Raw genomic sequence first — 23414 nt, 5'->3', positions numbered from 1 at the left:
GGTCTCCGTCCGCCCCGCCCCCGCGCGCATCATCGGAAGAGGGGACGCCTGGGAGCGGCCTGGGATGGTGATGAGGAATGAAACTGTCGTTCCTGGAACCCCTGTACACGGAGTCCGGCCCGTTCGCCTCGGTGTACCTGGACACCTCGCGGGACGTCGAGCGGCCCGACCGGGCCGTCGCCCTGCGCTGGCGCCGGCTCCGCGCGGATCTGACCCGCCAGGGTGCGGACCAGTCGCTGCTCGGCGTACTGGAGGAGGTGGTCGGCGCGGACGCGGGCGTGCCCGGGATGCACGGACAGGCGATCTTCGTGGCCAACGGCTCGCTCGTCATGGACGGGGAACTGCCCCGGCCGCCCGCCCACGACCTGGCTCGCTACGGCACCCTGCCGGACGCGATGCCGCTGGTTGCCCAGCACCTGCCGGAGATCCCCTACCTGGCGGTGGTGGTGCACTACGGCGGGCTGCCGACGGCCGAGACGCACGGTTGGGTGACGGTGGAGGCGGAGTCCGGCACCTGGCCGGCCTCCACCGTGACCCCGGGTGAGCGGCTGCACCACAACGTGGCCGTAGCCACCTGGCACCACAGCGCCGTCCGGCTGGGCCACCGACTGGACGCCTGGGCGCGGCGCACCCAAGCCGACGCCGTCGTCGTCGCCGGGGACGCGTGGGCGGGCAACGTCCTGGTCCGCCGGCTGCCGCGCGCCCTGCGCGACAAGGTCGTACGGTGCGGGGGCCCGACGCCGACGGACACCGGACGGGCCCTGCTGGAGCCCCAGCTCGACAGCGTCTTCCGCGGCCGGATGGCGGAGCACGACCGGGACCTGGTGAACGTCTTCATCGGCCGCCGGGCCCTGGGCGGGCCCGCGGCGGAGGGGCTGGAGGCCACACTCGCCGCCCTGCAGCGCGGCCAGGTCTCCGCACTGCTGCTGAACCGCCTGCCCGCCGCCTCGCTGCGGCTGTGGACCGGCCCGCAGCCCACCCAGCTCGCCCTGGCCGAGGAGGAGCTGGTCGCCTTCGGGGTACGAGCGCCCCGCGAGGAACCAGCCGACGAGGCCCTGGTGCGGGCCCTCGTCGGCACCGCCGCCGAACTGGTCGTCGTGCCGGAGGACGAGCTGGGGCTGGACGAGGGGGTCGGGGCGCTGCTGCGCTACGCCGACCCCGGCATCCCAGCCTGACGGTGCACCCCGTTGCCCCACGCCGCGGGCCGGTCTCCTGCCCGCTGCCGGTGCCAGCTCCGCGTACGGGGACCTCCCCGTGCCCTCAGAGTCGCTGGTACGTGCCCACCAGGGTGGCGCGCGCGAGCTCCTTGTCCTGCACGGCGCTGTGCACTGCGTCCGCGCTCGGCCGGTCGCGCAGGCGGACCGGCTGCGACAGCGCGTACAGGCGGAAGAAGTAGCGGTGCGGCCCGTGCCCGGGCGGCGGCATCGGCCCACCCCAGCCCAGCCGTCCGAACCCGTTGGGCCAGGACGTCCCGCCGTGCGGCTCCTGCCCCTCCTCCACTCCCCCGGTCCACGGATCGATGCCCGTGACCAGCCAGTGCAGGAAGGTGGGCCCCGGTGCGTCGGGGTCCTCACACAGGAGCAGCAGCTCGGCCGTGCCCCCGGGCGCGGCCGTCCAGGTCAGGGGTGGTGAGACGTCCTCCCCCTCCCCGCTGTAACGGCGTGGGATCTCGGCGTGGTCGGTGAAGGCGGCGCTGGTCAGCTGGATTCCGGTCACGGCCGCCGTCTTCCCCGCCCCCGACCCTCTCCGTACCGCTGCGTGCCGGAATCCACCCGAAGGGGCGTCGGCCACGCCACTGCCCGGCCTGGGACGAGGCGCAGCCCCGGGCGGGGCCGCCCGGCACTACGGGCGCGGGAGCCTGCCGGTCGCTACTTCGCGCGTCCTGTGTCACCACCCTCACACCTGCCCTGCGCCCGTTGAAATGCTGCTGCGCCACTCGATCGCCTCGGCGACTTCATTGAACTCGACCAGGTGGTCGCCAGCGCTCCGCTCAAGTACAGCCTTGACTTCGGCTGGGGTGAAGCGGAAGAACTCCTTACGGCTATTGACGCGATTGACGCGTCGTGATGCAGACTCCTGGTGAGGCGGGTTTCGAGCCCAATCGCGTCCTTGCTGAAGCTCAGCGCGTGAACATGGAGGCAAGCGCGCGGAGAGAGCAGACGCTTACACGACGTGCTGGCGGGCAAGCGCAGCCTCGTACCTGCACAGATCCAGAGAGTCCGAGCACGCGGCTGACCACCGGGACGCCCGCGGCAAGGATCAGCTGCTGAGCCGGTTGCAGTGGCGTCTGCGGTAACTCGCGATTGGCCGGCGCGAGACTTAATTCAAGACTTGCAGTCAAGGGTTCTGGACGGGCGGGCAGAGTCGAACTTGTGTCGCCTCCGGTCTCGAGCGGACCCGCGGCTGGATCGCCGCGGAGGAGCAGCGCCGAGGCCGTGCGTCGGCCGCCCGCGCCGCCGCCGGACGGGCTGATCGAGCACAGCATCGGCGTCGGTCGCCGCGTCCACGTCCGCGTCCACGTCCGCGTCCACGTCGGCACCTGCTGGGAAAACCCGTCACGCTGCCAGCCCGCCGACCGGGACACGGCCCGGCGTGCCCTCGCCGAGGGCGTCGAGGCGTGCACGCAGCACCGACCGGACACCGCACTTGGCGTGCTGGATTGACCGGGTAGCCGCACCCTGGAGGTATGGCCGACAGCGTGTACATCGTCGTCCACCCGCTCACCGGAGACGGCCGGGCCGTCGTGGCGCACGTTCACGCCGAAGACCGGGCCCTGGGCGTAGCGCACAGCTTCACCGGTGTGGTCGAGCTGCTCCGCGCGGCCGGCTTGGAGACGGCGGACGGCTGGCCCCCGATCCGGTGGCTCGGCGGGGGCCCGGAAGAGTGGAGCGAGTGAATGCTCCGGATGCCCTGCCGGGACGTCGGCGGCAGGCTGGAGCCATGGACCATGCGCCGATCCTCGTGCACCGGATCTCCCCGACCGGCGGCCGGCGGGTCGTGATCCGAATCCGCGGCGTCGACACCGTCCTCGGCGTCGCCTTTTCCGACCGGGACCTGATCGAGTTCCTGCGACGCATCGACGTCCCCGGCCCAGACGACCTCGTACTCGGCGACTCCGAGGTCATCGCCTGGCAAGGCGGGAAACCGCATGTGTACGAGGAGCGCGACGACGCCTGAGCGCGCGGCGACCCTCCCGTGGGGAGGACTGGGAGCAGCGTCGGCCCGAGATGGTCCGGTGGATGCACCGTAGACCCGCACCCCGGCACCCCGGCACCCCGGCACCCCGGCACCCCGCCGCAAGATCGCAACACGGCGCAGGGAGTGCTCGTCGGCCTCGACACCAGCCCGGTTGGCAGCAGCCCGCAGCACGCGAGGCAGCGTCCCGACCGTCGGCAGGCCCAGCAGCAGCGGCTCCTCTGGGGACGTCTCCTGCGCGCCCAAGCAGGCCTCGAGCGCACGCGCCGCTGTCGGAGCGATCCGGATACGGCGCCGGTCAGGCACCACCTGCGGCTCCGTCCCGGGCGTGAAGTCCTCGACCGAGGCGGCGATCGCCTTCATCGGCCGAGCACCGCGAGCAGCAGCGACGATGTGGCCGCGGGCAGCAGCGGTTCCTGGCGGGTTTGCGCCAGCAGCATACGGGTCTCATCGGTGGACGGGGCGGGGCGGTCGAGCAGCTGCACGGTTCTTCCTGCGACAGCGGGGCATCAGCCCGGCAGGGCGGCGCCGACGGCAAGGAATGATCAGCCGGGGTCGCTGCTTGGCGTCGACTTCCATCCTCGCCGGCCCCGAGCCAGAACGCGGATCGCCCGCGCGAGCGAGTGCGCCGGCCTGCCGTCGAACGAATCGCTCCTCGTACTCGTAGTGCTCACGCCCCTCCGCATCCTTCTCCAGGTATGCGGGGTAGCCCTCGCAAGCGGCGACGACTGCCGCCTGAGCATCCTCATGCCGCGAAGGAGCAAAGCCGAAGTACCCCCACGAGAGGTACCAGCCCTCCTACTCATCGCCCACGCACTCAATGCGTCCGATGCATTCGCAGTCCTTGTGGTGGCGGATGGCGAGGCCGCCGTCTCCCCAGGGGCGAAGGTGGGCAGGGGCGCTTCTCCGGCGGGGCATCGAACCTCCCTCCTCCTAGTCCAGGTCCTCACGCTCCCAGCGAGCCAGGATCTCAGCCACGCGCGGGTACCGCTCGAGGAACTCCTCGTCGCTCAGATCCGCGCCGGCTCCTGTCAGAACCGCACCCGCGGCTGAGCCGTTGGGCAGCGTCATCACCCTTGAATGGAACTCGCTCACGAGACCTCCAGCGATCGTGCGGCCGAGGCGATCACAATCCGCCTGGGAGGCGCCCACGTCAACCCTTGCGGAGGAAATCATTCCGGAGAGCGCATAACGTCAGGACCTGCCAGGCAGGCCGTTGCCCGCTCGATGTGCATAGAACTTGTTCTCGAACACGGTGCTGCCGCTACCGGGGCCACGAGCACCCGTACGACCCGCGCGTGCGGGTCGGGGAGGTCGGCGGAACCGAGCAGCACAAGAGGGACCGGGGGATCTGAAGTCGCCGCAGATCGGCAGCGGCCGCCCGCCCTCGGCGGCGGCCTGCGCCGCGAGCTCGCCGAGCTGCCGTTCGGAAGGGATCGTGAACCGGGTTGATTCCAGAAACCGTTGGGGCAGTGGCCAGTGGCTGCCACGGCTGGAATCAGTTGCTCACCAGGTCACGTGCAGGGTCTCGGGCGAACGGTGGATGAGGGTGGGGCGCATGGATGGCAGCGGGCGGCGTGGGTCCAGCCGCAGTCCGGGCAGGGCGTGCGAGAACAGCTGCAACGTCAGGTGGAGTTGGGCCCGGGCCAGGCGGGATCCCGGGCAATTGTGCGGCCCGTGGCCGAATGCGAGGTGGCGCCGGTCCACGGGACGGCGGATGTCGAACCGGTCGGCCCGCGCGTGTCGGTGGTCGTCGCGGTTGGCGGAGGCGTAGGCCACGAGCACGGTGGCGCCGGCCGGCAGCTTCGTCCCGCCCAGCGTCACGGGCCGCGTCGTGACCCTCCGGAAGCCCTGGATGGCCGTGTCGAAGCGGGCGCACTCCTCCACGGCGGCGCCGATCAGCGTCGGATCGGAACGCAGCAGGAGCCACTGTTCCCGGTCGGTGAGCAAGTGCAGCAGGGCGGTGGAGATGAGCGCGCTCGTCGTCAGGAAGCCGGCGATCAGCAGGTTCTGCAGATTGGCCACGAGCTCGTGACGCTGCTCGAGTGTCAACTCCCCTTCTCCGGGGGCCAAAGCGGCCACGAGGTCCGAGCACAGGTCCTCACGGGGGTGGGCCCGGCGGTCGCGGACGTAGCCGTCCAGCAAGTGCTGGAGCGCCACGACGTCCTCCGCGGCGGCCGCCTGCTCGGGTGGTGACAGCGGGCGGAAGAACAGTTCCTCGGCGCGGTAGCCGCCGTGCACCGCCGACGGGACATCGGCGGGATCCAGTCCGATGAGCCGCCCGATGACCAGTCCGGGCAGCCGCCGGGCGTACGCCTCCACCAGCTCGGCCGAGCCGTCCGCGGCGAAGGCGTCCACCAGCTCGCGCGCCTGCTCGCGCGCGTACGGCATCAGCGCCGCAATCCGGCCGGAGGACAGGCCCCGGTTCAACGGGGCCCGGTAGCGCAGGTGGGCGGCGCCGTCCGAGGAGACCACGGTCGGCCGCGGGCCGAAACCGCGTGGGAGGACGCCGAGCGCAGCCTCCGACAGCGGGACGTCGGGCAACAACGCGTTCGCGGAGGAGAAGTCCTCGGCGCGCCGCAGGACTTCCCGTACGTCGCCCTCGCGCGCGACCAACCAGGCGTCGACCTCTGGTATCCAGGTCAGCCCCTCGGCTCGGCGGGCGAGGGCGTAGCGGGGGTAGGGATCGCGGTAGAACGTGTCCCGAAGCGCTTGCTCCGCTTGCTCGTGCCCTGCTGACACACAGCCTCCGTCTCGCGGCCGGTGCCCGGGAGTTCCCGGTGCACCGGGCATCCTGCCCGACCCCCGGCCCGATCGAAAGAGCGCATCGGGACGTCCGCCGGACGGGCGGGCACGGGCGGCAGAGCGCCCCGCTCGGGCAGCGCCGCACCGACGGGGCGAAACCCCGTGGGGATCGACTCACACATCGGGCGGCCCCTGCGCCCGAACCCGGACGGCACCACGAAGACGGCGCGCATCATCGTGCCGGTGTTCCTCCAGCCCGGCGAGAACCCCTACGACATGGTCGCCTCCGCCTCGTACGCACCCCTCGTAGCCGTACTCCAAGGCCTGCGCTCACACTCCGAACAGCTCGCGAACCGGGGCCTGACGAGCGGGCGGCGCAGGGTGCACGTCCGGCGGGACTCGGAAGGCCGGATCGTCGGAGCCAGCGGAGAGGGCGACGGCCAAGAGGAAGGGACCGAGGCCGCAGCGGAGTCAGCACTGCTGCACTTCTCTCTCCCCCAACGGACCGCTAATCCCAGACTTCTGCCACCGCCTGAACCGGCTCCCCCGTGCGCAGCCTGGCCAGCACAGCAGACCGGATACGGGCTGGGGGCTCGTCGGGCATCAGCGCACCGTAGGACGCCGCCCCCGCTGCCGACCGTACCTGAATTCGGTGTTGCGGGTGGCGGCGTCGGTGGAGGTGTTCGCCTTTATCCACGACGACGTGATGGACGACGCCGCAACCCGTCGCGGGGCACCGACTCTGCGTCTTTCATTGGCCGTCCGGCATGGCGGAGGACTGGATTCCGGCAGGGCAAGCGGCTGGGCAGAGACCTGCAGCGACACTGTTCACAAGCCTGCCGTCACGCCGACGGCGAATTGAGGAAGCCGCCTCCCTCACTGCTGTTCTGGCCGCGCCGATGCCAACCTGCGGAGCCTGCGAAATTCCGCTCGGCCGCAGCAGCCGCACGCGTTGGTGCTCATAACGCTGCAGCGAGCGGGCAAGGCGACGACCACGTCAAGGAGGCGAGTCGCCTCTGCCGAAGCGCGCCCCGGACACGCCGCCCAAGCACCAGCCCGACAACTGCGAAGGATGCGGAGCCCCACTGGAGACGAAACGGTCCGGGCGCGCCCGGATGAACCGGGCACAGCGCATTCACCGGGCCCGTCTGACGATGGCGGCAGGGTTGGGTCACTCGTTCTCGCGGTAGTTCATGAACCAGTGGGTGTCGAAGTAGTGGGCCATCGTGAACCGGTGCTGCGGGTCGAGGAGGATGCGGCAGATGAACTCCGCAGCCGGGCAGTCGAAGGGGACGACCTCGCCGTCGAAGGTCCGGACCGCGACGGGCCAGCGGTCGGGGTCGCCGTCCTCGGTCCGCCAGCAGTACAGGTGCTCGTGCTCGGTGCTCGCCCAGATGAGCAGGCCGTCCTTGCTGAGGCGGGTCCACGGCTCCGGGTTCAGGGTGAGGTATCCATCGAAGGCGCCTTCCCCGAATGTCTCCACCATGCGTTTGTAGTCGCCGGGAAGGCGCGTGCCCACCTCTGCCTCGATCTGCGCCCAGTCGATGTCCGTTCGCTGCGGGGGCGAGGTCCAGGCGGTGACGGCGATGAGCCGCTCAACCCAGTCCTCGTCCCGGCCGGTCCCCCTTGTAGCCGGCACCTGTACCCGCCGCGGCGCGGCCGCCAGCACTGGCCGGACGACCCCTTGCGCGTCCCGAGCGGTCCCGGCGCCGATCCACTGACCCCCGTACGCCCATGCCCGAATCGTCTCGCCCCGGCCTTCGAGGACAGTGAGAAGAGCCGCGCCACGGGACTCGTCCACGGCCGGGTCCGTGAAGCCGTCCAAGACCAGGGTCCGTGGTGCCCCGTAACGGTCGGCCAGCCTGTCTACGAGCATTTGCGGGTCGGTGTCCAGCGACAAGTGCAGGGATCCACTCGGGGCGTCGATCCGGTCCAGCAGGTCATTGAGCATCGATTGCGTCAGATCCATGACAGACAGGAAAGCGCACTCCACTGACGATTGGACGTCGGTCCAACTCGGCGACAATCGGGCCAGGTTCGCTGTCAGGGACAGCGGGAGTAGCGCGGTCCGGGGTGAAGCCCGCGGCCAACCCCTCAGTGATGATCTGCATGGACCCACCCCGCACCGGGTTCGCCAACCTCCCCACCGACGAACACCTGAAGGCATTCCGTGTGCTCGTCTCCGTGTTCACCGTCGCCGACACCCGCCGCCGGAAGACGTACTGCAAGGACACCTGCGGACACCCATGGCACAACCTGCCTACGGCAAACGAGGAGCCATAACAGCCGTCGCTCCCATCTTCAGCCGCGCCTCGGAATAGCAGCATCACCCCTTGGCGGGCGCCATCTTGTTGAACCAGCCGGCGGTCTCCTCCGCGCCGAGCACCCGCTCCAGCACCAGGTCGCCGTGCATGCCGGGGAAGAACCGCCCGGCGGGCCAGCTCCGCCGGTACGGCGGTGGGTCGAGAGCGATCAGCCGGACACCGTCCACGACGTGGATGTCGGACGGGTTGCCCTCGTTGAAGATCCACCCTCCGTCCACGCCGACCAGATTGAAAGCCCCGGTTGTCGGGACCTGCCCCGCAGCGTCCCGGGACACGGCGATCTCCTGTGCCGACGGCGCCTCGCCTGGCACGTGCATCCCACCGATGAGCACGCCCGCAAGCAGGGTGTGCAGCTGGAAGTTGTCACCGATTCCGCTCATGCGCAGGGCGTATCCAGTCCCGGTGTCGCGGTGCAGGACGATGAGCGGCTCGTCGTCCAGCACGCGCAGCGCGTACGTCAGGCACTTGAACTCGTGACCCGAGGCCTCGGCAACCCGCTCCACGAGCGCGAGCAGCTCTGCCTTACCCTCGAGCGTTTGGCGTACGGCCCGGGTATTGAGCATGGCGACACTCGCCATCTCCCACTGCTCCAGAGTGAACCAGCCGATGGCGAGCTCGTGCCCTGTCCGCTCAACGATCGCCTCGGTGAGATCGTCATCCGGTTCGGGCAGGTCCCCGCCCCCCGAATCCGCCCAGCGCGCACAGAATTCACCGGCGGCCGCAAACCCCTCCCGTGCCCCGGCGAAGATCCCCGGCGCACACGCCATTGCGTCCGCACCCCGCTCGACACACGCCCCGACAACCACCGCAACCGCGGCCCGAGGCCCGGGAGGCACCCCCGGGAGCAGCGCCGCCAACCGCGGCCCCGCCTCCCGGTACTCGCCGTCGCCTGCCTTCCCGGACGTCCGGTGGAGCTGCGCGAACGCCCGCTCCGCCCCCTGCACGTCCTGTGCGCCTACGGCCTTCTCGAAATCGGCCACGGCGCTCAGGAACGTCTTCCTACCAAATATCATCCGCACATACTGCATCACCGTCTGATCCAGTGAAGACACAGCCAGGACTGGCGTCGCGGGGGCGAAACCGCGCTCCGCTACCGCCAGCGCGAGGGCTACTGGAGGTCCCCCTACGACCACAGGCGTCGTCTGACCGGACCCGGCCGAGACGAACGGCACGTACTCGGCTCAGTGCGGGAGGAAGCGGCGGCGGTCAGCCGATCGGCTGCCGGGACTCGGCCCGCACCTTCAGGGTGGTCTCGGCGACCTTGACCAGGTCAACGGACCCGGGCTTCTGCCCCACGATCTCCGCGGTGACGACACCGACCGAGGCGCCGGTGTTCTCATCCGCCCAGGCGCACATCGGCAGTGTGCTCTCCGCACCGCCCTGCCTCATCGTCAGCACCTGGCAGGACAGGGTGATGCCGGAACCGGAGGGCGTGATCTCCCGGGCGGGGACCGCCAGGGTCGCACCTTCGGCGTCCGCCGCGCCGTCCAGCATCTTCCTGCGGGCACCATCGGGTTCCTTGAACTGGCCGTACATCCCTGAAAAGACCAGGGCGCCCTCTCCCTTCGGCGAGTTGGAGGTGTACTGGCCGACGACCGGCTTCGGATTGCGGATCTTCGAGTCGTAGCTGCCCTTCAAGGCCTTCTCGCCCTCGGTGCCCGACAGGTCCTGGACCAGCTCGTACTTGCCGTCCAGCACGGTCTTGGGAACGGTGAGCCGGTACCGGGCCTCGGGGAAGCCGGCTCCGCTCGCCAGGGATCCGGCCCCCGCCAGCAGCTTCACGCCGAATCCGAGGACGCCGAGCACCACGAACGAGCCCGCCACGATCCCGACCACCATGCCCGTCCGCTTCTTGGGCGGCGGGCCCATCGGGGGCTGGCCCCACACTCCCTGACCGGGATACGGCTGCTGCGGGTAGGGGTGCCCCGGGTACGGCTGCTGGTGCGGATGGGGTGTGGACTGCGGGGCCGGCAGCTGTCCACCGTACGGATGCGGGGGCTGCGGAGACCCGTAAGGGCCGGGGGGCTGCGACATGCTCATGTCCGAACGCTACGTCAGGCCCGCATACCGGAGCCGACCCAGGGTGCGCCGGTGTCTGATGCAGCGAGTCGCCACGTCGAGGGCTTGTTGCGGTGACAGCTGTCATGGCATGCTCTGGGCCATGATCAAGAGAATCGAGTCCTCCGTCCGCCGATGAGCGAGACGACCGGGATAGGACTGCCCGGATCACCGACGACACTGTTCGACCACGCGCTCCGGCTCCATCAGCTGGCTCCCGGTGAGCCGCTTCATCGCGACGGGGAACCGTACCCCGACGACGGCTTGCACCGTCATCGGAAAGGCCCGCGCGCACCTGAAGAACGGCACTTGGCCGGCAGGGACGTGGCGCTCATCCTCGACGCGCATTTCGCGCTGGCCTCCGCCCTTCCCGGCGAATTGGCCGATGCCTTCCACGACGTCTACATCCCGATTCACCCCAACGAGCACATCGCCGCCGCGGCTGAGCGGGCGGACCGAGAACGCGTTCGCCAAACGGGTCGCTGGCTGGTCCGACATGGCACCGATCGATGCTCGGTCACCGTTGGGCTTGCCCTGGTCTGTGCCGTGGGAACAGCCGACGACATCCCGCTGATTCAAACGATCGGGCTGCTGTCCAACCGCTTCGGGCCACTGGCGGCGCACGCTTTCGAGAGTCAGCCAGGAGGAGTCGAGGCCCTGCTCTGGCTTGCCGAGCGAGTCACCGGCTGGGGACGCGTCTATGTCGTTGAAGCTCTCTGCAGACTCGACGACCCAGCTGCCCGACCATGGCTGCTGCGCCGGGCCTGCGACGGCGACTTCCTCAACGGATACTTCGCCGGCAAGGTCGCCACGGTCGCCAGACTCCATGAGGCGCTTGCAGACCTCGACACCGACAGCGAGATGGTCGACCACATCGGTCGGCTACTCCATCTCATGAGCGACTGCGGTGGGATGGGAGTCACCCTCGCTCACTACCCCCATTCGAGAGTGGTCCTGGAGGCTCATGCTCGCCATGTGGGTTCACTCAGTCCGACCATCGAGCGCTACTTCACGATCGCGGTGCTCACTCAGCACCTGACCACGGAGCCTCCCGAGGCTGCGGGGTGCACCGCGGCGCAGCAGGAAGCGCTCCGGGCGGCGTACCTCGAAGTCCTCGACCGAGAGGAGTGGACCCGGACCGCACGCGCCGGGTTCGCGGCGGATGACAACCGGATGCAGTGGCTCGCCGACCACAGGGCGCCACAGTTGAGTCTGCGTGCGTTCCCCGATCGAACGCAGCCCGATGCCGAGGAATAGCGCACGCCAGGAATAAGTGATCTCCGCCGGTACACCGGGTGACCCGCACCTGACCGGCCTGTTCCCAGACGTGCCTGGGAGGCTGTCGGATGAAGGCCCTCTCGTCCGGGTGCCGGATGCGAGAGCAACATGCCGTCTGCCGGTCCGCCGCCGGGCTCCATGGGCCCGGCGGCGCGGCCCGGACCGCCTCCGGGTCGGCGGCCTCCACCACCGCCCGCGACCACTGCCGAGCGATTCCAAGGGGGCGGTGCAGAAACGCCGTCACGCCCGTCAACAGTCGAATACCGACCAGCAGATCTCATTTCGCAACCGCTGATCGTCTAGGACGAGTTCGCGAATCACATCCGGGAGCTGTTCGCGCTGCCAACGGCACTCGAGCCTGCCGACGCTCTCACCCTGTCGTCCGGGTGCCGTCGCGCGCACGGCTTTGATCGCGTAGGCCGCAGCGCCAAGCTCGTGTGCGGCGACATGCGCCACCACCGCTGCCTGTCCGGCAGCATATGCGGCGTGCCGAGCGGCTCCGCTCAACTCTCTTGCTGCAGCCATGGCATGGCCACCCGCCGCTCGGGACTGAGACATCCGGATCTCGCCGCGCGTCCATGCCCGAATCTGCTCGATCGCCTCGCGGGGTCGCGGGTCCGAGGGCTGCACCGACTCGAAGAGGTGCAGAACGTGCTCCGCGCACGCGGCAGCCCACAAAGCCAGGAGCCGATGGTCGGAGTCCGTAAGCGCCCCCCCCCACGGCGGATGGTGATGAAGCGGGGGTCGCGTTCTTTGGGGAGGATCATGGTGTTCCAAGGGATCGGCTGCGCGCATAGGGCGAGGGCACCCAACGTCGGTGCGTGAAGGCAGAGTTGGACACCCTCGCGACCGCACTCTATGTGAAGACCGACGATCTGCTGGAGGCATCTCCGCATCTCGCGCCGTGGCGGCCTGCCGTGGGAATCGCCCTGCAGCTCACCGACGCCGAACTGGTCACGCTGGCGGCGATGCAGGCGATGCTCGGCTTCACTTGGCATCTCTTTCCGTACCTGCCCAAGCAGCCCGGCTACAACAAGCGGCAGCGCATGGCAGCCGGACTGCTTCGGCGCATCACCCGGCTGCTCGCCACCGACACCCGGGTGTGGAGCGACGTCGTGTGGATTGTGAACTCCACGCCGGTGGAATGCGGCCGCTCCCGCGAGACCGTCAAACGCTCCGACCTGGCCGGACGGGCCGAGTACGGGTACTGCGCCAGTCACAGCCGCTTCTTCACCAACTGGCCGAACAGGGCATCCAGCTGCCGCGGCCGGCCCGCAAGGGCGAGCCGGAGCCGCCCGGTGCGCCACTGTTCAAGCCGTTGCGACAGATCATCGGGTCTGTCAACGAGACCTTCAAGGGCCAACTCGACCTCGAACAGCACCGAGGTCGCACACCAGGAGATGTCGCTGCCCGGTTGATGGAACGCATCCTCGCGACGAGTGGTTCCAAGTGAGAGGAAGACCTACCGTTTTGAGCAGGGTCGGGTCAGCCGAGGGCAGGGCTCACAAGGTCAAGCATCAGCCGGTTCCCCCAGTCGTTGGTCAAGACGGCGCTCATGCCTTCGTAGCGCACCCTGACGAACGGGTTGGAGTGGAACATTACGGCAACCCACTGCAAGGAGCTGTTGGCGTCGAGACGGGCGAGGTAGCCGATGTTGCCCATCCCGCCGCCCCCGCCGGACATCCACCCGGATCCGTCCGGTAGCGGGCTCTCGAAATGGGTGTCCACCTCGTCGATGCCGTGCTCCTCAATGGCCTGGGCCACGTCGAACGGCTCTCCGATACGGAAGGGAATCGACTGCCCAGCATCCGGATGGAAAGCCCCCGGACCGTCGACATGCAATTCCAGTCCAGTGTCGTCCGGACGGTACAGCCCGTCGCGGAGCGGCATCTCCCCCGCCTGCCAGAGCTCCTCGACCATCCCCATAGCGCATCCCACCGTCGACTACTAAAAACGACTGTACGTGAAGATCGACAACGAGATCGTAGGGGCGCAATGAAGCGAAGCTGGTCGCCGCCACCGGCTGGCGCCCGCCACCGGACATCGTCGACGGCGCCGTCCACATCTACCACCCCCATCGCGCAAGGGCAGGCCGGGGTACCGATCCACGGCGTCCTCCTGAAGGACTATCAGCAGGTCCCGTGGTGATCCCTCCAGCATGCGCGGTGAATCCCGAGTCGGACACTCATGCCAACGGAGTCCACCCGGCTTCGACTCACCTGGTGTCAGCAGTTGAGCGCAAGGTTCACCACAGCAGCGGAGTGCCCCTCCGCTGTTGTGACAAGCGGAAACTCCGTCCAGACTGTCTTGCCGTCCCGGGTGTAGCGGGTACCCCATCGTTCGGTGAGCTGGGCCACCAGGAAGAGACCGCGCCCGCCCTCATCGGTGGTGCGCGCCCGTCGTAGGTGCGGAGCGGTGCTGCTGCTGTCAGAGACCTCGCAGATCAGGCTGCGGTCGCGGATGAGCCGCAGGGTTACCGGCGTGCCGCCGCCGTACCGGTAGGCGTTGGTGACCAGTTCACTGACGACCAGTTCGGCGGTGAAGCCCAGATCCCCCAGGCCCCACCCGGTCAGTGTGGTCTCCGTCAGGTGCCGTGCCCGGGCGGCGGCGGTCGGCTCTGCGGGCAGTTCCCAGGAGGCGACCTGCTCCGGCGCCAACACGCGGGTGCGGGCGAGGAGCAGTGCGACGTCATCCGGTGGGTGATCCGGCAGCAGGGCGTTCTGCACGTCCGTGCAGGTCTCCTCCAGCGAGCGGCCAGGCCGGGACAGGGCTCCTCGCAGCCGCTCAAGTCCCTCGTCGAGGTCGAGGCCACGGGCCTCGACCAGGCCGTCCGTGTACAGCGCCAGCAGACTTCCCTCGGCGAGTTCCAATTCGGCGGACTCGAAGGGGAGTCCACCCAGACCCAGCGGCGGCCCTTCGGGAAGGTCGGGCAGGCTCACCGTGCCGTCGGAGGTCACCACGGCGGGGGGCAGGTGGCCCGCCCGGGCCAGGGTGCAGTGCCGGGAGGTGGGGTCGTAGACCGCGTAGAGGCACGTCGCGCCGACGATCTGCCGGCCCCGCGAGCGTCCGTCTGCAGGCTCCTGCTCATCTGCCAGGCGGTTGACCAGGTCATCCAGGTGGGAGAGGACCTCGTCCGGGGCGTAGTCGAGGCTGGCCAGGGTGTGCACGGCTGTGCGCAGGCGGCCCATGGTGGCCGCAGCATGCAGACCATGGCCGACGACATCGCCGACGACGAGGGCGACGCGTGCTCCGGAAAGGGGGATGACATCGAACCAGTCGCCGCCGACGCCGGTGGCGGGATCGGCCGGCAGATAGAGGTGCGCGACCTCGACCGCGCTGTATTCGGGCAACTCCTGCGGCAGCAGGCTGCGCTGCAATGTCAAAGCTGCCTGATGCTGCTGGGTGTAGCGGCGGGCGTTGTCGATGCACAGGGCGGCCCGCGCGGCGAATTCCTCTGCGAGCGTGAGGTCGTCCTCCTCGAACGGCTCGGGCCGCTTGGCCCGCCACAGACTGAGCAGGCCGAGGAGCAGACCGCGGGCCGTCAGCGGTACGACGATCAGTGAGTGAGCGTGCAGACCGAAGGCGCGCTGTGTGCGCTCCGGATCCTGGAAGTACCAGCCGGGGCTGCTCTGGAGCACTGGTTCGAGGATGGGCTGCTGTTCGGCGAGGCACCTGGCCTGCGGGGTACGAGGGTCGAAGTGGAAGACCTCTCCGACGGAGTACATCACCTGCAGCGCCTCTGCCATGACCGAGTGGACGGCCATCCTGCGGACCAGTCCGCTCGTCTCCTCGGCGGTCTCTTCACCCCGGGCAACCGACTCCAGCAGATCCACCGAGACGGCGTCTGCGAGGTCGGGGACGGCGACGTCGGCCAGCTCACGGGTGGTCTGGCCTAGATCCAGTGTGGTCCCGATGCGGGCGCTCGCCCGGTTGAGCAAAGCAAGCCGCCGCCGGGCCCGGTAGCGGTCGGTGACGTCCTCCACCAGTTGGGTGACTCCGAGGATCCCGCCGGCGGGGTCCTCCATCCGGAACGCCGACACCGACACCACCCGCTCGTGGCCGGGGTCGCTCCTCAGGCGACAGGGCTGCTCGGTGAAGATCAGGGGGGTGCCCGTCTCCAGCACCCGTCGCAGCCGGGTTTCGATGGTCTTCAAGTCCGGGCCGATGAGGAAGTCGCCGATGCGTCGGCTCCGGATCTCCGCCGCGGAGAGTTGCGTGAACCGGGCCAGCGCCCGGTTGATCCGCAGGATGCTCAGATCGGGGGCGTGGACGGACAGGCCGATCGGTGAGCGCCGGAACAGGCCGTCCAGGACCGACCGATCCGTCTCCCACTGGAGCACCTCCTCCGCCGGGGCGACGACGAGGAACCACTCGCGGGCCGAGCCGGCGCGGATGACAGCGCGGGCACGGAAGCCCAGCTCCACCCGTCGCCCGCTGCGGTGCAGGACGGGCAGAACGCCGGACCATCCCCGGTCGCGCTCGCACGCGGCCGCTGCATCCCGGACCGCCTCACGATCACGGGCGTCGACCAAAAGTTCGAAAGCCATCCGGCCCAGCACCTCATAGGGCAGGTAACCGAGGTGCTCCTGTGCCCGCTCGCTCCAGCCGACGACCCTGCCGTGGCCGTCCAGAACCGCCGAGGCAGAGTTGTGCAGCGCGAACGGGTCCTCGGGCAGCTCACCCGATCCCGGCGCCGGTGCGTCCATCGCTGCCACCCTTCGACCTGCTCGACCTGCTCGACCTGCCGAACGGGCCGCACAGCGGGCATTGCCGCGGCGACTACCCAGAGTGATCACAGACCAGGGGTCGAGCAGTCGGCTTACCTTCAGTATCGCCGCGCTGCTGCACGTCTGCAGAGGGTCGTCCACCGTGTGCCCAAGTTCTCGCGGTGCGGTCGAGGCGGAACCAGCCGGGCGTCTGAGCGACGAAGGTGGTCGCCTCCGGCCAGGCCGGCGGGACGTGGACTTCGCGGACGGTGTCGATCAGGTCGGGAAAGCGGCCCTCCCGGCGGGCGCGGGCCGGCTGCGCGGACAGACGGCGGTACATCGGCGGCGTGTGCGGCAGGACGCCCTCGAAGACGAGCCGCTAGCCAGGTCCGCGGGCTCTGGACCTCGAGCACGCTGGAAGCCGTCTGCGCTGTTCAGCGAACGGGGACCTGCTCTCCGGAGTGAAGCAGGCAAGGGCTCGGCCACGTCTGTCACTTCGGGCGCTTTCCCACACCTAGCTTGGAACGATGGCAACTCCTCAGCACAGGATCGGGTCAGGCTTCGGAGCCCAGAGCACCACGGAGGAGGTGCTGCACGGGATCGACCTGACCGGACAGCTCGCGATGGTCACCGGCGGCTACTCGGGCATCGGACTGGAGACTACGCGGGCGCTCGCCGGTGCCGGCGCCCATGTCGTGGTGCCCGCCCGGCGCCGTGCGGCCGCCCAGGAGGCGGTCGCCGGCATCGACCGCGTGGAGGTCGACGAACTGGACCTCTCCGACCTCGGCAGTGTCCGCGGCTTCGCCGAACGCTTCATCGCCTCCGGCCGCAGTATCGACCTGCTGATCAACAACGCCGGGATCATGGCCTGCCCGGAGACGCGAGTCGGACCGGGTTGGGAGGCGCAGTTCGCGACCAACCACCTCGGCCACTACGCGCTCGTCAACCGGCTCTGGCCGACGATCGCACAGCGCGAAGCGCGAGTCGTCACGGTGTCCTCCAACGGCCACCAGTTCTCGGACATCCACTGGGACGACATGCAGTTCGAGCACGGCTACGACAAGTGGCAGGCGTACGGGCAGGCGAAGACCGCCAACGCACTGTTCGCCGTACAGCTCGATGCGCTCGGCCGGGACTCCGGCGTACGGGCGTTCGCAGTGCACCCCGGCGCCATTGCCACCCAGCTGGGGCGCCACGTGCCCAGGGAGGAAATGGTCGCTGCCGGCTGGATCGACGAGGACGGCAACCCGACGAACGCCGGGTTCAAGACCCCGAGCCAGGGCGCGGCAACACAGGTGTGGGCAGCGACCTCCCCGCAGCTGGCCGGCATGGGCGGTGTCTACTGCGAGGACTGCGACATCGCCGAGCCCGCAGGCGAGGGCGACCTCACCGGGGGCGTACGCTCCTACGCGACGGACCCCGGACAAGCGGCGCGGCTGTGGAAACTCTCAGCCGAGCTCACAGGCGTCAACGCGTTCGCGGCGACCCTCTGAACGGGCCCCTCCGCATCAGCCACAAGGAATTACCCCCACTCATGGCGCTCTCGCTCCCACGACAGCCGATACCCTCCCCGGCTACTGCACCATGGCAGTGCCTTGGCCACCGCATGACAGCCAGCTGCGGGTGAGGCACGGCGTTGCACCACCGCCACCGCCAAGCTCTGCCTGCCTGCCTGCCTGCCCACGTCTCCACGGCGTTGGACTCCTTCGCCCGCCGAGCCGATGCCACCGCGCTCGGCTACCTCGACTTCCTCGGCCTCGTGCTCGGCGAGGAGCTCGCCGTTCGCGACGAACACCGCTCCGGCAGGGCCTGCGATAGTCCAAGCTGCCGCACCACAAGACACTCGACGACAACGAGTTCTCCTTCCAGCCCGAACTCGAGCCAGCCGCTCAAGACCAAGGTCCTGGCCACACTGTCGCTCGTCGAGACCAAGGCCAATGCCGCCCTGCTCGGGCCGCCGGGGGTGGGCAAGACACACATCGCCGTCGCCCCGGCGGTCGCGGCCTGCCGGGCCGGCTACTCGATCTACTTCACCAGCCCCGACGACATGGTCCGCAACCTCACCGCCCGCCGAAGCAGCCGGGCACCTGACCAGCAAACTCGGCAGCTGCCTGCGGCCGGCCGTACTTGTTCTGGAGGAGGTCGGCTACCAGCCCCTCGCTCGAGGCGAGGCGAACGTGGTCTTCCAGGTCATCTCAAAGCGATACGAGAAGGGCTCGATCATCCTGACCTCGAACAAGACCTTCAGCAAATGGGGACAGGCGTTCGGTGACCTGGGGCAGTTCCTCGCGCCAGGGGCGGGCGGCGAGGGCACAGCTGCGTCGGGGGCCGTGCCATCGTGGGGCCCAGGTCCTTGCGGGCGGCGTCACGGAAAGCGACGTCGAGGCCTGCGAGGTGGCCCAGGATGGATGTCGCTGACCGTCTACTGGGGGCAGCGCGTCCGGCCGGCGAGCCGGGCGTCCTGGACGCCCGCCGCCCGAAGCAGGCTTCCCATGTCGGGCCACCGCAGCTGGATGGTGCGACGTGTCGGCGAGACTCGACATGGTGAGGCCCCGGGAATCAGGTGGACGGCGGTCGGCCCGGCCCGAAGTCACTCCTTGCTCAGCCGCACCGTGTCTCCCGTCCGTCCGCCCGCGAGGACGTCGATGCGCACGCCGGTCGCGGGGTCGGTGAAGCTCTGTCCGGGTGCGTACGCGGCCAGGTCCAGCGGGGTGCAGCCGGTGGGCGGGGTCGCGGTCGGGTTCGCGTTCATGATCCGAACCGGGCCCTCGCCGGTCCGGGCGGCGGAGTCGACCTTGTAGATGAGGACGCCGGTGGAGCAGGCGGCCGCGTCATTGCCCTCGGCACGGCGGGATTCCGCCACGTATGCCGTCGTCTCGCCGGTCCGCAGCACGGCGATCTTGGTTCCGCCCGGCCGTTCCACCGGGGTCAGCCGTACCGTTCGGCGACCGGATGCGTGCAGGCAGGCGACCTGGTCGTCGCGGGTCCACCCGAGCTTCCAGGAGTGCCAGCCGAGATACTGCGGGGCGTGGCCGGCGATGTTACCCATGACGTCCCAGCCGCCCACGTACTGGTGGGTGGCGCCGGTGAACGAGTACAGGTCGGGCAGCCCGAACGTGTGGGCGGTCTCGTGGGCCGCGACCTTGTGACCCCAGCGCCACATGTCCTGTCCGAAGGTGACGGCCCATTTGAGGCGGGTTCCGTCGGCGGTGATGCCGGGCGCCGCCGGGTCGTACAGGTAGGTCGGTGAGAAGGGGATGGCGGTCGCCGTCCTGGCGGGGACGACATAGACCATGTCATAGCGGGAGAAGTCCGCGTAAGGGTCGGCGGCCGTGATCGCGTCGCGGAGGTACTTCTCGTGGGCCTCGAAGGTGAGGCCGCGCGCGAAGCCGTAGGAGGTGGACTCGGCGGGCATCCGGATCCAGCGGTGCAGTGAGGTGTTGTCCAATCGCAGACGGCCGTAGCTCGCGCGGCCCATCCAGCCGGCGGCCGGGGCGAGGTGAGAGGCGTACGGCTCGATGGAGTCGGTGGCTGGGGCGTCGGGGAAGTCCACGTACAGCGTCAGGACGCGGCGGGTTCCGGTGGCGGGCTGGAACTGGGTCCGGTCGGTGTCGTGGCCCTCGTCCGTCCAGCCGGTCCGGCCGGGGAGGGCGCAGCCGGCGGCTGGGGGCGGCGAGCCGGGGGCAGCGGCCGCGGTGGGGGCGGACAGGCAGGAGATGAGGGCGACGGCCGCGGCGAGCGGCCGCAGGCGGTGGAGCGGGGTGGTCATGTCTCTCCCGTCGGTGGCAGGTTGAGGGGTTACGCGGGCGGGCGGGTGGGAGGGCGCGGCGAGGCGGGTCGGGAGGACCTGCGAGGGTCCTCCCGACCCGCGGCCAGGTCCATCAGGCGGGACAGCACGCGGCTGCCGGAGGCGGTGACGCCGTCGTGCTCCCATTCGTTGGTGACCCATACCTTGGTTGCGCCGACCTCGCGCGCGGTGCGCAGGGAGAGCCCGGCGTCCACGTACATGTCGTCGTGGTAGACGAGTGCGGCCAGCGGGACCCGGTTGGCGGCGAGCCGGCGAGGGTCGTACAGCGGTGGCCAGTCGGGGCGTTCGGCGAGCAGATCGGCGGCATCGGCGAAGGGGCGCAGGCCTTTGATCTCTCGGAACATCCAGGGGTAGACCATTTCTCCGGTGAGCAGGAAGGGGTCGGCGCCCTCGGCGAACTCGGGGAAGCCCGCCAATGCCCTGGCCGCCGCCCAGCCCGTCGGCCCCGCGCCTTGGCCGTACAGGGTCTCCTGCATGACGGCGAAGAGCGGGTTGTCGGTGAAGCCGGTCATTGTCATCACCTGGTGCAGGAACGTGTCGGTCAGCTTCGCTTCGCAGTCGAGGGATTCGTCGAGGAGCCAGTGGATCCGCTCGAAGCCGTCGCCCATGCCGAGGGCGAGGCCGAGCGTGCGCAGGCGGTGGGGGGTGAGCCGATCTCCGTCGGGCAGTCGCACATCGGTGGCGGCCAGGAGGCGGGCGATGTCCCGCAGCCGGGCGGCGTCGTCGGGGTAGCGGGCGTAGAAGTCGAGGCCGCGGTCCCGCACCCGGGGGTAGGTGCGGGCGTAGACGTCGTCGGCGGTGGCCGAGAGGCCGGGCAGGCCTCCGGTCACGTAGCACGCCCGCAGACCTTCGGGCGCCTGGGAGAGATAGGTGAGGGTGATGAAACCTCCGTAGCTCTGGCCGAGGGTCTCCCAGGGCTCGTCGCCGCACAGCTGCCGGCGGATCAGTTCGGCGTCCGCGACGATCGAGTCGGCGCGGAAGTGGCCGAGATGGTCGGCCAGCCGGGCCGGTGAAGCGAAGCGGGAGGCGGCCCGGGCGGTGACGGGGGTGGAACGGCCCGTGCCGCGTTGATCGAGGAGGAGGACCCGGTGGGTTTTGAGGGCCCGGGGCAGCCAGCCGGGTGAATCGGCCGACGGCCTGGGCGACTTGCCACCGGGGCCGCCCTGCAGATAGAGCAGCCAGGGCAGTTGCCGGCCTGCTTGGCGCGCATCGGTCACCTCCCGGGCAAAGATCTGGAGAGTCGGACCGTGCGGGGCCTCATGGTCCAGGGGAACGGTGAAGACGTGGTCGACGGTCGCGTACGCAGGGTTCATGGGTCCCTTTCGCGGCCGCATGGCGTCAAGGCCGCATAGTGACGTGTGACATTGCGCGACAGCATGGCGTGGCCAACGGTGACTGTGGAGCCCCCCACTTACCCATAACTCCGCGCTATGGAGGCGCGACAATTGTGGGTGCCATTTCACATAACTATGTTATCGGTCACATTCCAGCCTCCTCGGGCTGCCCGACTGTTCACGGAGTGACCACTGATGAACAAGCGCACTCTCCACGCCGTCGCCACCGCCCTGGCGGCGACCGTCACACTCGGCATGGCCGGCTGTTCCAGCGGTGCCCACTCCGGCAGCAGTCAGCAGGACAAGGACCAGAAGAACCCCGCACTCGCCAACGCGGGGGCGATAGTCGGCGGCACCGCGCAGAAGGGCGGCACGCTGACCGTCCTGTCCAACCAGGACTTCACCCACCTCGACCCCGCCCGCAACTGGGTGATCGGCGACATGGACTTCGGCACCCGGCTGCTCTACCGCACCCTGGTCACGTACAAGGCGGAACCGGGCGCGAAGGGCGGAGAGCTGGTCCCCGACCTCGCCGAGGACCTCGGCGTCTCCTCCAACGGCGCCAAGACATGGACCTTCAAGCTCAAGAGGGGACTCACGTACGAGGACGGCACCCCGATCACCGCCCAGGACGTCAAGTACAACGTCGAGCGGTCCTTCTCCCCCGACCTGCCCGGCGGCCCGGACTACGCCGCCCGCTACCTGGCCGGCGCCGAGGGCTACCGGGGCCCCGCTCAAGGACAGCACCTCGACTCCGTCCAGACCCCCGACGACCACACCATCGTCTTCGAACTCCGCAAGCCCTTCGCGGAATTCCCCAACGCCACCGTCCTGCCCACCTTCGCTCCGGTGCCCAGGACCCAGGACAAGGGCCCCCAATACGACAGCCGCCCGTTCTCCTCGGGCCCCTACAAGATCGAGTCGTACGACCGGGACAAGCGGCTGGTGCTGGTCCGCAACCCCCACTGGGACCCGGCAACGGACGCCGTGCGCAAGGCGTACCCGGACAAGCTGGTCGTGGTGATGGGACTGAGGGCCAATCAGATCGACGACCGGCTCATCGCCTCCGAGGGCGTGGACGCCTCTGCGGTCTCCTGGGGCAAGCTGCGCCCCGAGAGCACCCCCAAAGTGCTCACCAAGGCCGATGTCAAGGCGCGCCTGCTGGCCGAGTCCACCAACTGCACCGAGATGGTGCAGATGCACACGGGCCGTGCCCCCTTCGACGACGTCAAGGTCCGGCAGGCCGTGCTGTACGCCCTGGACCGCGAAGCGGTGCTGACCGCCTCGGGCGGCCCGGCCCTGGGCGACCCCGCCACCGCACTCATGCCCGGCTCGCTCTTCGGCGGCAAGCAGCCCGACACACTGGGGATCCCGGCCACGGGTGACGTGGAGAAAGCGAAACAGCTCCTGAAGGAGGCGGGCAAGCCGGACGGGCTCACGACCACCATCACCGTCTCCAACGGGGACAAGGGGGCTGCCGAGGCGATCCAGCAGTCCCTGGGCCGGGCGGGGATCAAGGTCACCATCGACACCGTCGACCCGTCGGCCTTCTACGACACCATCGGTGACACCAAAAGCCGCACCGACCTCGTCTACACCGGCTGGTGCCCCGACTACCCCTCCGGCTCCACCTTCCTGCCCTTCCTCTTCGACGGCCGCTACATCAAGGAGAAGGGGAACTCCGGCAATCACTCGCTCTTCCGCGACGAGGCGACGATGAAGCGGATGGACGAGATCGCCGGCATGACCGACGCCGCGCAGGCCAACACGGCGTGGCGGCAGCTGGACGGCGAGATCCTCGCCAAGGCCCCGACGGCGCCCGCCGTCATCGAGCGCATGCCGCTACTGCTCGGCACCAACATCGCCGGCGCCTTCGGCCACACGTCCTTCGGCGGCCAGCTCGACTACGCCACGATCGGGCTCAAGGACCCGGCGAAGAGCGGCACCTGATCCCACCCCGCGCAGT

19 protein-coding genes and 5 pseudogenes are annotated in these 23414 nt (G+C 69.6%); 12 read left to right on the top strand and 12 right to left on the bottom strand.

Features of this window, described 5'->3' with window-relative positions:
- Positions 1 to 77: 77 nt before the first annotated feature.
- The gene (locus ACZ5WG_RS23370) at positions 78 to 1175 is read left to right on the top strand and encodes a baeRF2 domain-containing protein (protein WP_468725618.1); all 1098 of its coding nucleotides are present in this window, start codon (positions 78 to 80) and stop codon (positions 1173 to 1175) included.
- A gap of 85 nt (positions 1176 to 1260) precedes the next feature.
- Here the strand turns inward: ACZ5WG_RS23370 and ACZ5WG_RS23365 are convergent, their stop codons facing one another.
- Positions 1261 to 1716 carry a YbhB/YbcL family Raf kinase inhibitor-like protein gene (locus ACZ5WG_RS23365; protein ID WP_468725616.1) on the bottom strand — a complete coding sequence of 152 codons (456 nt, stop codon included), beginning with the start codon at positions 1714 to 1716 and terminating at the stop codon, positions 1261 to 1263.
- 719 nt (positions 1717 to 2435) lie between these two features.
- On the opposite strand from ACZ5WG_RS23365, the gene ACZ5WG_RS23360 reads away from it, so the two are divergent.
- From ACZ5WG_RS23360 to ACZ5WG_RS23350, 3 genes are read left to right on the top strand one after another with little or no spacing between them, the layout of a single operon-like run.
- Entirely contained in the window at positions 2436 to 2663 is a 228-nt protein-coding gene (locus tag ACZ5WG_RS23360) for a DUF6233 domain-containing protein (protein ID WP_468725614.1), read from the top strand.
- Positions 2664 to 2686: 23 nt separating this feature from the next.
- Complete coding sequence (locus ACZ5WG_RS23355) at positions 2687 to 2896, top strand: hypothetical protein (protein WP_383512389.1); 210 nt, start codon at positions 2687 to 2689, stop codon at positions 2894 to 2896.
- A 44-nt stretch (positions 2897 to 2940) separates the two neighbouring features.
- Entirely contained in the window at positions 2941 to 3177 is a 237-nt protein-coding gene (locus ACZ5WG_RS23350) for a hypothetical protein (protein WP_468725612.1), read from the top strand.
- Positions 3178 to 3554: 377 nt separating this feature from the next.
- Here the strand turns inward: ACZ5WG_RS23350 and ACZ5WG_RS23345 are convergent, their stop codons facing one another.
- From ACZ5WG_RS23345 to ACZ5WG_RS23335, 3 genes are all read right to left on the bottom strand, one after another.
- Positions 3555 to 3680, bottom strand: a complete 126-nt coding sequence (locus ACZ5WG_RS23345) for a hypothetical protein (RefSeq protein ID WP_468725610.1) — start codon at positions 3678 to 3680, stop codon at positions 3555 to 3557.
- Positions 3681 to 4128: 448 nt separating this feature from the next.
- Positions 4129 to 4290 (bottom strand): hypothetical protein, encoded by a 162-nt coding sequence (locus tag ACZ5WG_RS23340; protein WP_468725609.1) that lies wholly within the window; start codon positions 4288 to 4290, stop codon positions 4129 to 4131.
- Between the two features lie 411 nt (positions 4291 to 4701).
- Entirely contained in the window at positions 4702 to 5937 is a 1236-nt protein-coding gene (locus ACZ5WG_RS23335; protein ID WP_468725608.1) for a cytochrome P450, read from the bottom strand.
- 111 nt (positions 5938 to 6048) lie between these two features.
- On the opposite strand from ACZ5WG_RS23335, the pseudogene ACZ5WG_RS23330 reads away from it, so the two are divergent.
- Positions 6049 to 6450 (top strand): annotated as a pseudogene (locus ACZ5WG_RS23330) (DEAD/DEAH box helicase); the annotation flags it as partial.
- A 661-nt stretch (positions 6451 to 7111) separates the two neighbouring features.
- On the opposite strand, the gene ACZ5WG_RS23325 reads toward ACZ5WG_RS23330, so the two are convergent.
- The gene (locus ACZ5WG_RS23325; RefSeq protein ID WP_468725606.1) at positions 7112 to 7909 is read right to left on the bottom strand and encodes a hypothetical protein; all 798 of its coding nucleotides are present in this window, start codon (positions 7907 to 7909) and stop codon (positions 7112 to 7114) included.
- A gap of 23 nt (positions 7910 to 7932) precedes the next feature.
- Here ACZ5WG_RS23325 and ACZ5WG_RS23320 point away from each other — a divergent pair, with 23 nt between their 5' ends.
- Complete coding sequence (locus tag ACZ5WG_RS23320) at positions 7933 to 8223, top strand: DUF5958 family protein (RefSeq protein WP_468725960.1); 291 nt, start codon at positions 7933 to 7935, stop codon at positions 8221 to 8223.
- Between the two features lie 43 nt (positions 8224 to 8266).
- On the opposite strand, the gene ACZ5WG_RS23315 is transcribed toward ACZ5WG_RS23320, so the two are convergent.
- Positions 8267 to 9277 (bottom strand): hypothetical protein, encoded by a 1011-nt coding sequence (locus ACZ5WG_RS23315; protein ID WP_468725604.1) that lies wholly within the window; start codon positions 9275 to 9277, stop codon positions 8267 to 8269.
- A 193-nt stretch (positions 9278 to 9470) separates the two neighbouring features.
- Positions 9471 to 10304, bottom strand: a complete 834-nt coding sequence (locus ACZ5WG_RS23310; protein ID WP_468725602.1) for a hypothetical protein — start codon at positions 10302 to 10304, stop codon at positions 9471 to 9473.
- Positions 10305 to 10457: 153 nt separating this feature from the next.
- Between ACZ5WG_RS23310 and ACZ5WG_RS23305 the strand changes: the two genes are divergently transcribed.
- Positions 10458 to 11579, top strand: coding sequence for a hypothetical protein (locus ACZ5WG_RS23305; protein WP_468725601.1), 1122 nt, complete (start codon positions 10458 to 10460; stop codon positions 11577 to 11579).
- Positions 11580 to 11849: 270 nt separating this feature from the next.
- Here ACZ5WG_RS23305 and ACZ5WG_RS23300 read toward each other — a convergent pair.
- Positions 11850 to 12367 (bottom strand): annotated as a pseudogene (locus tag ACZ5WG_RS23300) (putative immunity protein).
- Positions 12368 to 12421: 54 nt separating this feature from the next.
- Between ACZ5WG_RS23300 and ACZ5WG_RS23295 the strand changes: the two are divergent.
- A pseudogene (locus ACZ5WG_RS23295) lies at positions 12422 to 13053 on the top strand (transposase family protein).
- A 32-nt stretch (positions 13054 to 13085) separates the two neighbouring features.
- Here the strand turns inward: ACZ5WG_RS23295 and ACZ5WG_RS23290 are convergent.
- Positions 13086 to 13520 carry a hypothetical protein gene (locus ACZ5WG_RS23290; RefSeq protein WP_468725599.1) on the bottom strand — a complete coding sequence of 145 codons (435 nt, stop codon included), beginning with the start codon at positions 13518 to 13520 and terminating at the stop codon, positions 13086 to 13088.
- Between the two features lie 305 nt (positions 13521 to 13825).
- Positions 13826 to 16306 carry a SpoIIE family protein phosphatase gene (locus ACZ5WG_RS23285; RefSeq protein WP_468725597.1) on the bottom strand — a complete coding sequence of 827 codons (2481 nt, stop codon included), beginning with the start codon at positions 16304 to 16306 and terminating at the stop codon, positions 13826 to 13828.
- Between the two features lie 527 nt (positions 16307 to 16833).
- Between ACZ5WG_RS23285 and ACZ5WG_RS23280 the strand changes: the two genes are divergently transcribed.
- The 3 genes and pseudogenes from ACZ5WG_RS23280 to ACZ5WG_RS23270 form a co-directional block, all read left to right on the top strand.
- On the top strand, positions 16834 to 17799 hold the full coding sequence (locus ACZ5WG_RS23280; RefSeq protein WP_468725595.1) for an SDR family NAD(P)-dependent oxidoreductase: 966 nt from the start codon (positions 16834 to 16836) through the stop codon (positions 17797 to 17799).
- Positions 17800 to 17942: 143 nt separating this feature from the next.
- Positions 17943 to 18320 (top strand): annotated as a pseudogene (locus ACZ5WG_RS23275) (ATP-binding protein); the annotation flags it as partial.
- A pseudogene (locus tag ACZ5WG_RS23270) lies at positions 18244 to 18519 on the top strand (ATP-binding protein); the annotation flags it as partial. The pseudogenes ACZ5WG_RS23275 and ACZ5WG_RS23270, both read left to right, overlap by 77 nt.
- Before the next feature lie 377 nt (positions 18520 to 18896).
- On the opposite strand, the gene ACZ5WG_RS23265 reads toward ACZ5WG_RS23270, so the two are convergent.
- Together ACZ5WG_RS23265 and ACZ5WG_RS23260 are read right to left on the bottom strand one after the other, a co-directional pair.
- Positions 18897 to 20075, bottom strand: coding sequence for a M6 family metalloprotease domain-containing protein (locus tag ACZ5WG_RS23265; RefSeq protein ID WP_468725593.1), 1179 nt, complete (start codon positions 20073 to 20075; stop codon positions 18897 to 18899).
- 29 nt (positions 20076 to 20104) lie between these two features.
- Entirely contained in the window at positions 20105 to 21427 is a 1323-nt protein-coding gene (locus tag ACZ5WG_RS23260) for an alpha/beta fold hydrolase (protein WP_468725592.1), read from the bottom strand.
- 216 nt (positions 21428 to 21643) lie between these two features.
- Between ACZ5WG_RS23260 and ACZ5WG_RS23255 the strand changes: the two genes are divergently transcribed.
- Complete coding sequence (locus ACZ5WG_RS23255; RefSeq protein WP_468725590.1) at positions 21644 to 23398, top strand: ABC transporter substrate-binding protein; 1755 nt, start codon at positions 21644 to 21646, stop codon at positions 23396 to 23398.
- Positions 23399 to 23414: the final 16 nt, after the last annotated feature.

Source organism: Streptomyces sp. NPDC032745 (genome assembly GCF_055579465.1).
The sequence above is the reverse complement of the archived record's forward strand: the minus strand, read 5'-3'. Positions and strand labels throughout refer to the sequence as shown.

Coding starts and splice junctions, on each gene's coding strand:
- ACZ5WG_RS23255 (WP_468725590.1), top strand. CDS start 21,644: ATGAACAAGCGCACTCTCCACGCCGTCGCCACCGCCCTGGCGGCGACC.
- ACZ5WG_RS23285 (WP_468725597.1), bottom strand. CDS start 16,306: ATGGACGCACCGGCGCCGGGATCGGGTGAGCTGCCCGAGGACCCGTTC.
- ACZ5WG_RS23350 (WP_468725612.1), top strand. CDS start 2,941: ATGGACCATGCGCCGATCCTCGTGCACCGGATCTCCCCGACCGGCGGC.
- ACZ5WG_RS23265 (WP_468725593.1), bottom strand. CDS start 20,075: ATGACCACCCCGCTCCACCGCCTGCGGCCGCTCGCCGCGGCCGTCGCC.
- ACZ5WG_RS23370 (WP_468725618.1), top strand. CDS start 78: ATGAAACTGTCGTTCCTGGAACCCCTGTACACGGAGTCCGGCCCGTTC.
- ACZ5WG_RS23280 (WP_468725595.1), top strand. CDS start 16,834: ATGGCAACTCCTCAGCACAGGATCGGGTCAGGCTTCGGAGCCCAGAGC.
- ACZ5WG_RS23315 (WP_468725604.1), bottom strand. CDS start 9,277: ATGATATTTGGTAGGAAGACGTTCCTGAGCGCCGTGGCCGATTTCGAG.
- ACZ5WG_RS23290 (WP_468725599.1), bottom strand. CDS start 13,520: ATGGTCGAGGAGCTCTGGCAGGCGGGGGAGATGCCGCTCCGCGACGGG.
- ACZ5WG_RS23305 (WP_468725601.1), top strand. CDS start 10,458: ATGAGCGAGACGACCGGGATAGGACTGCCCGGATCACCGACGACACTG.
- ACZ5WG_RS23260 (WP_468725592.1), bottom strand. CDS start 21,427: ATGAACCCTGCGTACGCGACCGTCGACCACGTCTTCACCGTTCCCCTG.
- ACZ5WG_RS23355 (WP_383512389.1), top strand. CDS start 2,687: ATGGCCGACAGCGTGTACATCGTCGTCCACCCGCTCACCGGAGACGGC.
- ACZ5WG_RS23325 (WP_468725606.1), bottom strand. CDS start 7,909: ATGGATCTGACGCAATCGATGCTCAATGACCTGCTGGACCGGATCGAC.
- ACZ5WG_RS23310 (WP_468725602.1), bottom strand. CDS start 10,304: ATGAGCATGTCGCAGCCCCCCGGCCCTTACGGGTCTCCGCAGCCCCCG.